We start from the raw sequence: 7,910 nt of genomic DNA, 5'->3' as shown, positions 1-7,910 counted from the left end.
AAATTCAAACACCTGCACCGGTGGCCAGCGAAGGCCCGGAAGCGGATCGCCCAGATCGCTACGCAATACCGGAGCATGTTCGTGCATTGGCGACACGGAGCACTCCCGGCAGGTTCGACAACGGGAGCCGTGTGACGCGAGAGTGTCACGCACGGTTCTGAGAGCGGCGGCGGGGGAAGTTCCCGCCGCCGACTCACCACCGGGTGGTGCACCACAGCGACTGGACCATCCGCATGACCAACGGAATCCCCTGGTACATCCCCCCACCCCACATCGACCCCGAACAACGACCGCGCCGCAACACCCTGCATACGGTTCGCACGTGGCCGAAACCGAGTCCCGCCACCCCACCAGATCCTGTGGCGCTGGCGTCATGACGGACGGCGCGCGAACTGAACGATCCTGGTGGACAGCTGCGGGGAGCGACGACAAGTCGCGGTTGGGGCCCGCTGCTCTGACAAGCCCGGTCGACGTTGCTCAGGAAGTCGAGGCATCGCGGCCGAGAGTGGCTCGGGAGCCTCCAGAGCGGCGTAGTGGCCGGCGCCCTCGAACTGGACCGACGTGGCCGTCGCCCCGCGTGTCCTCCTCGATCGCGGCTACGTGGCCCGCGACGCAGACCCTGCGGACGCCCGCCGAAAGAGGAGCGCCGTCACGACTTGCGGTGAGTGGCTGCTGTCGCGGAGATCCGCAGGTGGCGGAGAAGATCGTCGACGAGATCTTCTGGTGAGGCGTGCCCCTTGCCGCCGATCGCGAGGTGGCCGCTCAACGCCAGGTCGACCGCTCCGTGCACGACGGCTTGCAGCAGCGCCGCCGTACGTTCCACATCGCCTGACGGCAGCACCCCGGCGCGCTGAGCGGTGCCGACGAGGCCGATGAGAATGGTGCGACTGGACTCGGCGGCCATGGCCAACTCCTCCGTGCCCGTCGTCCACGTCCCGAAGACGAGCTTGAAGCGGGCCGGGTAGCTCAGCGCCCACACGACGTACTCGCGCATCGCCGATCGAAGCATGTCCTCCGGCGCCGAGTGATCCGCCTCCAGCGCGGCGAACGTCGAGCCAAGCCTCGTCATCTCCTTCGCCGCCACTGCGGCGAGCAGCGCCTCCTTGTCCGCGAAGTGCTTGTAGGGCGCGTTGTGCGAGACGCCGGCTCGGTGGCTGACCTCGCGGAGCGTCACCGCTTCCAAGCCGCCCTGATCCAGCAGGTCGGCCGCGGCGGAGATCAGCAGGTCGCGCGTCTTCGGTGCCATTGGGCCAGCCTAGCCGGGGTGACGGCTCATGTTGCGTGCCTCTCAGGACTGTGGTGACGATCAACTCGGCTGCCGGGACCGCCAGCCAGTCCACTGGGGACAGTCACGGCGCACCGCGGTGGGCGCGTGGGTGGGTTTCGTACATCCGTACCGCGACGATCAGCCCCGAGGCGGCGGTGATGGCCGCGACCACCCAGACGGCAGCACGCAGGCCCCACACGTCGGCGACCGCACCGGAAAGCAGGGCGCCGACGGCGAAGCCGCCGTCGCGCCAGAGCCGGTAGACCCCGACGGAGCGGGCACGCCAGGCGGGATGGGCCACGTCGCCGATGACCGCGAGCAGGGTCGGGTACACCATCGCGGTGCCCACGCCGAGCAGCGCCCCGGCCACCAGCCACGCCGTGAACGTGTCGGCGGTGGCGATGAGGGCGAGCGCGAAAGCCTGCAGCAGCATGCCGGCGGTGATGAGGTGTTTGCGGCCCCACCGGTCCGACAACGGCCCGGTCACCAACTGCCCGGCACCCCAGACCGCCGGATAGACCGCGGCGAGAACACCGATGCGGGATACCGAGAGCCCGGCTGTGGTGAACAGGATCGGGAACAGGCCCCACGCAAGCCCGTCGTTGAGGTTGTTGACCATCCCGGCTTGGCTGGCTGCCGACAGGGCTGGTTCGCGCACGCTGGTGTAGCCGAACACCTGCCGGGTGGTCAGTTCGGCCCGTGCGGTGTGTTGCCTCGCTTCGAGGGCCGCATGGCCGCGGGTCTCACGCACGAAGACCAACGTGAGGCCGAGACCGAGGGCGGCGTAGGCAAGGCCGAGCAGGAACGGTGCCGGGCGTAAGCCGTATTCGGCGGCGAGATAGCCGGTGACCAGCGCGGTGACGGCGACGGCGCCGTAACCCGCGGCTTCGTTGAGGCCCATCGCCAGCCCGCGCCGGGACGGGCCGGCGAGGTCGATCTTCATGATCACGGTGGTCGACCAGGTGAGCCCTTGGTTGAGGCCGAGCAGGACGTTGGCGGCCACCACCCAGTCCCACGACGGTGCCCAGATCAGCATCAGCGGCACGGGAACCGCGATCACCCACCCGGCGAGCAGGACCGGTTTGCGGCCGAAGCGGTCCGACAGGGTGCCCGCGAAGTAGTTGGTGGCGGCCTTGGTCACGCCGAAGGCGAGCACGTAGGTGAGCAGGAAGGTGTAGCCGGTCAGGCCGAAGATCTGCTCAGCCAGCAGCGGCACCACGGTGCGTTCCTGCCCGAGCATGCCGCCGACCAGCGCGTTGACCGCGACCAGCAGGCTGAACTGGGCCAGGTTGGCGCGAATCCCCAACCGAAGAACCTGGCCCGCTCTGCTCACCGCCCCTCCTCTATCTCCTACGCTATTCCATAGAAGATTGGAGAACCATGGGTGAGCGGGATGCGAAGACTGCCTTGTTCGATCAGTTCGCTCGCGTCGGCAAGGCTCTCGCGAGCGGAAAACGACTCGAGCTGCTCGACCTGCTGGCGCAGGGGGAGCGGACGGTGGACGCGCTCGCGCGGGCCGCGCGGCTCGGCGTGACCACCGCATCAGCTCATCTGCAGACGCTCAAGCAGGCCAACCTCGTGGCGACGCGTCGGCAGGGCACCAAGATCTACTATCGGCTCGCCGGTCCCGATGTCGCCGCCCTGTACGCGCTGGTGCGTACGGTCGCCAACGAGCACCTGCCGGATGTCGAAGCCGCCCGCAACGCCTACCTCGGTCCCGACACCGACAAGGTGACCCGTGCCGAGTTGCTGCAGCGAGTCCGCTCCGGCAGCGTCGCCGTGATCGACGTACGCCCCGCTGAGGAGTACGCCGCAGGGCACATCCCCGGCGCGGTGTCCATCCCCGTGGCCGAGCTCGCCGAGCGGCTTGCCGAACTCCCGGCCGATCAGGAGATCGTCGCCTACTGCCGGGGCGCCTACTGCGTGCTCGCCCACGACGCGGTTCGCCTGCTCGCCGCCCTCGGACGACCGGCCAGGCGGCTGGTCGACGGGATGCTCGAATGGCGGCTGGCTGATCTGCCCGTCGCAACCTGACGCGAGAATCGGCTTTTTCGGACACGTCGGCCACCTGATCGGTGACCGCTGACCCGGCTCGTCAAACGTTCTCAGAATTACTGCCATAAGCTGAACGCGCTAGGTGTGTCGCAAGGCGGTCGACCAGGCCAGGGGTACGGATGAATGCAGGCGATGTCGGAACCATCGAACTGCGCATCCTCGGCCCGCTGGAGGTTCACCGTGAGGGCAGGCTCGTCCTCCTGCCGTCCGGGCAGGCGCCGCAACTGCTGGGGCTACTACTGCTGCATGCCGGCCGGCTGGTCAGGCACGAGCTGCTGACCCAGGTTCTCTGGGGCGAGGATCCGCCCGCGAGCGCGCGGAAGCTGATTCAGGTACGCCTGTCACAGCTACGCCGGTTGGTTGGTCCTGCGGTCGACATCCGCGGCACCCGTGAGGGGTACCGCCTCGCGGTCCCTCAGGGAGCACTCGACCTCCACCGTTTCCGGCAGCTGGTGTCCGACGCGGCAGGGCAGTCACCGGAGGTCGAGGAAGGTCTGCTCCGCCGGGCGCTGGACCTGTGGCGGGGGCCCGCGCTCGTCGAGCTACGCAGCACGACTCGCGGAATGCGGCTGGCCGACGCACTGGAAGAGGAACACCTGGCAGCAGTGGAAGCGCATGCCGCCGCCGCATTGGCCACGGGCCGGCTGCCCGAGCTCGTTCCCGCGCTGACGCAGGCACTGGCCGACCATCCGTTGCGGGAGAGCCTGCGGGCGCAGCTGATGCTCGCGTTGCACCGGTCTGGACGGCAGGCCGATGCGTTGTCCTCGTTCGAGGAAGGTAGGCGGTTACTCGCCGACGAGCTCGGTGTGGACCCCGGCAGAGAGCTTCGCGACGCGCACGCCGCGATTCTGGCCGGCGGCGACCTGCTCGCAACGGCCGCGATAGTTCCCCGCCAGCTTCCCCCGGCACCGGACGTTTTCATCGGGAGGGAGGCGGAGTCGGCGGCGTTGCTCGCCGCCGTACGCGACAACGCGGCTACCGCGGCGCGTCTGGCCGTGCACGGGCCTGGCGGACAAGGAAAGTCCACATTGGTCCTTCGAGTGGCGCATCGACTCACGGACCACTTTCCAGACGGTCAGCTCTACGCCGATCTGCTCGGCTCGACACCTGGTGCGACGCCGGTTGCGCCGGAAGACGTCCTGCGCCGCTTCGTCCGCGCCTTCGGGGTGCCGCAGCACAGCATCCCGGAGGCGACCGCGGAGCTGGTGGAGCTATACCGATCGATGGTGGCGGGCAAGCGGTTACTCGTGGTGCTCGACAATGCCGTCGACAGTAGTCAGGTGACATCGTTGCTGCCGACAAGTTCCGGCAGCGCAGTGCTGATCACCAGCAGGCGGATGCTCGCCACCGTGGACGCCCGGCAGGTCGCGCTCGAGCCCTTGGCGGAAGACGATTCGGTCGACCTGTTCATCGGCCACACTCGCCGTTCGTTCACCGCCGATGAACGCGCCGACGCCTCCCGGATAGCCCAGGTCTGCGGTTACCTACCGCTGGCCTTGCGTATCGCAGCGGCGAAGCTGAGTGCCAGGCCGGACTGGACCATGGCCGACCTGCTGGCTCGCCTCACCGACCAGCGGCGGCGGCTCGACGAGCTCAACATCGACAACCTCGCGGTGCGCTCCAGCGTCGAGCTGAGCTACCGCTACCTCGATGAGGGCGCCGCGCGGGCTTTTCGTTTGCTCGGTCTCCTGCCGCTGCCCTACTTCAGCATTCCGGTGGTCGGTGCGCTGCTGAGCCGCACCGACACCGACGCCGACCGCATGCTGGGACCATTGGTCCAGGCCAGACTGGTCGAGGTGACCGCTCCGGGCCGGTACCGGTTACACGACCTGGTGCGGCTGTTCGCGCTGGAACAGGCGGAGCGCAACGAGACGGCGAGCGACCGCGACGCCGCCGTGACCAGGGTGCTGGGTCACTATCGGGCGCGGCTCGACGAAGCGCATGCGCGGCTGCGGCCGCATACAACGGCGGCGAATACCGCGACCTCGGGTCGTGAGTTGCCGGAGATCTCCGACTCCGTACGCTGGATCTCCGACGAGATCGAAAACCTGGTGGCGGCTGCGCGCTTTGCCGCAGACGTCAGCGAACTCGCCCCGCAAGCACTCAAAATCGCGCACCATCTCCGGTTGTATTTGTGGGACAGGGAAATGCGCACGGACGTCATCGAAGTCGCCCAGATTGCGACCCGCGCCGCGGATCGGCTCGGTACCGATGAGGCGATCGGTGCCGCATTGGACATCCAGGCCCTGATCAATCAGCGTCTCAGCAGGCTGGGGGAGGCGCACGCCCAGTACATCCGGCTACTCGCGCACTACAAGAGGTGCGATGACCTGCCTGGCCAAGGCCGCGCACTCGGCAACATCGGCATCCTGCTTCGTGAGATGGGCAGGCTGGATGAGGCGCTCCGGTGTCTCGAGCAAGCCGGCGAGCTGTTCGAGAAGCACGGACCTCGCGACGCCCAGCCATTGGTACACGCCTGCATCGCCGACGTTCACCTGCAAGCAGGGCGCTACGATGCGGCGCTGAGCTTTGCCGAGCAGAGCCTGGAGCTATCCCACGATCGCGATCCCACGTGCGAGTCGTATGCGCTCGTCGCGCTCGGTCAGGTGCATTGCCAACTCGGGAACCTCGAGGATTCCCTGGCCTGGCTGGACAAATGCGTAGATCTCTGCCGGCAGCTCAATACCCAGCACGATGAATGGGAAGCGCTACTGGTCCGCTCGGAGGTTCAGCTGCGACGGCAGGACCCTGATGCGGCCGTCAATGACGCCTACCGCGTTCTCGAGTTGCTGAGCGGGCATGTCGACTACTACGGCCAGGGCGCGGCGCATCGCCAGATCTCCCGCGCGCTGAAAATGCTGGGCAAGGACCAGGCCGCGGCGAACCACGAAAGCACCGCGACCCTGCTTCTGAATACGCCCAACCTGCACCGCAACAGACTTCTCGAAAGCGTGCTCACCGGATCGCAGGTATTCGTCGGGAACGCGGTTCAGAAAAGTCACGCCGAAACAACAGATCAGTCGTTGCCGGACAGGGAGTCACTGGAATAGCGGCAAACCGTGGCTGCTCAGAAATACTGTGGGAAAAGGTCGTGACTCGGCCAGCTGGTCACCCCGCGCCGGGCGTCCCACATCGCGGATTTGATGTCCGAGTACGGCAGACCAGATGGGTCATCCCGCTGGTTGAACAGCGCTGCCCAGCTCATGTCCTCATAGGTTCGCATCAAGAGTGAGTACGTGCCGGGCAGGTTGCCGGTGTGCCAGGTCGTGCGCCCGTTGCCTGTAGTTTTCGGCTGTACATACCAGCCGAGACCGTAGTAGTAGCCCTCGGCGTTGATTCCCGTTTCCGGTTTGGCGAAGACCCTGCCCAGTGAGTAGTCGTTCAGGGCAGCCGATCCCTTGTCGAATGCCCTAGCCCAGCGGACGAGGTCCACTGCAGAGGCGACCCAGCCGGCTGAGGAATCGTGGAGGCGCATACTGAACGCGCCGTATGGGGTGGGGACGATGGTGCCCGAGTTGTCGAGCACGGTCACCCCTGTGTACTGCGATTCGTAAGGCACCTCGCCCGCATGCCTGCTGATGCTGTTACCCAGCTTCATCCGCGTGATGCCGAGGGGATTGAGCAGCTTCTGCCGCACGTACGACTCGTAGCTCATGCCGCTGACCTTCTCGACGATCCGCCCGGCGAGCTGGTAGCCGTAGTTGCCGTACGCGTACCCGCTTCCCGGCTTGAAGTCCAGCGGTCGCCCCGACGAGTACCGAATCACGTCGCTGTGCCGCAGCTCCAGCGGGACACCGAGCGCCTTGGCGATCGTCCGGCTCATGCTCGGCGTATCACCGGAAATGTCACGGTCCCAGCCGCCGGTGTGCTGCAAGAGCCGCCACAGCGTCACGTTGGCCAGGCGGGCGTCCCTGGTCTGCCCTTCCGGCGGGGTGAGATCCAGGAACGACGTCACCGGGCTACCCAGGTTCAGCTTGCCGTCCTGGGCCAGCCGGGCCAGAGCGGACGCCGTCAGCGATTTCGACAGGCTTGCAATGCGGAACAGCGATGTCGGCTGAACGGACAGCGTGCTGTCATTGCTGTAGGTATAGCCCCGCGCCAGCACGAGCCTGCCCCGGTAGGTCACCGCGAGCTGACCGGCCTGCACGCCCCGCGCCTGCATGAAGGCTTTCATCTGATCGTCGAAGCTTTTCAGCGCGGACACGGCCGTACCGGTGGTGCGCCAGGCCGGTGCCGCCTGTGCCGAGGTCCCCGTCAGGGCGCCGCTGCCGACGAGTGCGCCGATACCCGCCGCGCCGGCGAGCTTGCCGAAGCTGCGTCTGCTCAGGGAGATCTTCTCGGACATGCATTCCTCACTGCAATCGATGTTGCTGTGCAACGTACTGAGGGATGTCAACCCCAGGCAGGTTCGACCACTGGGGCGTTCCCTACCTCGCTGCGTGGTGTTGGTGGTAGCAGCAGGTGGGGCTGCAGGTGGTGGTTGTGGTGGGTGGGGTGGGTGGGGTGGGGAGTTCTTGGCGGAGGAGTTGTCGGTGGACGTTGATGAGTTCGGGGTTGGGGTCGACTCCGAATTCTTCGACGAGTCGGT

5 protein-coding genes are annotated in these 7,910 nt (G+C 67.0%); 2 read left to right on the top strand and 3 right to left on the bottom strand.

Going from position 1 to position 7,910, the window contains the following annotated elements; translation table 11 throughout:
• Nucleotides 1-649: 649 nt before the first annotated feature.
• Both ABZ863_RS34760 and ABZ863_RS34755 read right to left on the bottom strand, forming a co-directional pair.
• Nucleotides 650-1,246 carry a TetR/AcrR family transcriptional regulator gene (locus tag ABZ863_RS34760; RefSeq protein ID WP_358543967.1) on the bottom strand — a complete coding sequence of 199 codons (597 nt, stop codon included), beginning with the start codon at nucleotides 1,244-1,246 and terminating at the stop codon, nucleotides 650-652.
• Between the two features lie 103 nt (nucleotides 1,247-1,349).
• Nucleotides 1,350-2,600: an MFS transporter gene (locus ABZ863_RS34755; protein ID WP_358543964.1), complete on the bottom strand. Its 1,251-nt coding sequence runs from the start codon at nucleotides 2,598-2,600 to the stop codon at nucleotides 1,350-1,352.
• 47 nt (nucleotides 2,601-2,647) lie between these two features.
• Here ABZ863_RS34755 and ABZ863_RS34750 point away from each other — a divergent pair, with 47 nt between their 5' ends.
• Together ABZ863_RS34750 and ABZ863_RS34745 are read left to right on the top strand one after the other, a co-directional pair.
• On the top strand, nucleotides 2,648-3,301 hold the full coding sequence (locus ABZ863_RS34750) for a metalloregulator ArsR/SmtB family transcription factor (protein WP_358543961.1): 654 nt from the start codon (nucleotides 2,648-2,650) through the stop codon (nucleotides 3,299-3,301).
• A 140-nt stretch (nucleotides 3,302-3,441) separates the two neighbouring features.
• Nucleotides 3,442-6,372 (top strand): BTAD domain-containing putative transcriptional regulator, encoded by a 2,931-nt coding sequence (locus tag ABZ863_RS34745; protein ID WP_358543958.1) that lies wholly within the window; start codon nucleotides 3,442-3,444, stop codon nucleotides 6,370-6,372.
• 17 nt (nucleotides 6,373-6,389) lie between these two features.
• On the opposite strand, the gene ABZ863_RS34740 is transcribed toward ABZ863_RS34745, so the two are convergent.
• Nucleotides 6,390-7,667, bottom strand: a complete 1,278-nt coding sequence (locus ABZ863_RS34740; RefSeq protein ID WP_358543955.1) for a serine hydrolase domain-containing protein — start codon at nucleotides 7,665-7,667, stop codon at nucleotides 6,390-6,392.
• Between the last annotated feature and the right edge of the window lie 243 nt (nucleotides 7,668-7,910).

It is taken from the genome of Saccharomonospora sp. NPDC046836 (genome assembly GCF_040645195.1).
In the GTDB taxonomy this organism is placed as follows: Bacteria; Actinomycetota; Actinomycetes; order Mycobacteriales; family Pseudonocardiaceae; genus Prauserella_A.
This window is presented reverse-complemented; position numbering and strand designations above follow the sequence as displayed.

What these genes read in the sequence shown, in the direction of transcription:
- ABZ863_RS34745 (WP_358543958.1), top strand. Translation starts at nt 3,442, where the DNA reads ATGAATGCAGGCGATGTCGGAACCATCGAACTGCGCATCCTCGGCCCG.
- ABZ863_RS34750 (WP_358543961.1), top strand. Translation starts at nt 2,648, where the DNA reads ATGGGTGAGCGGGATGCGAAGACTGCCTTGTTCGATCAGTTCGCTCGC.
- ABZ863_RS34740 (WP_358543955.1), bottom strand. Translation starts at nt 7,667, where the DNA reads ATGTCCGAGAAGATCTCCCTGAGCAGACGCAGCTTCGGCAAGCTCGCC.
- ABZ863_RS34760 (WP_358543967.1), bottom strand. Translation starts at nt 1,246, where the DNA reads ATGGCACCGAAGACGCGCGACCTGCTGATCTCCGCCGCGGCCGACCTG.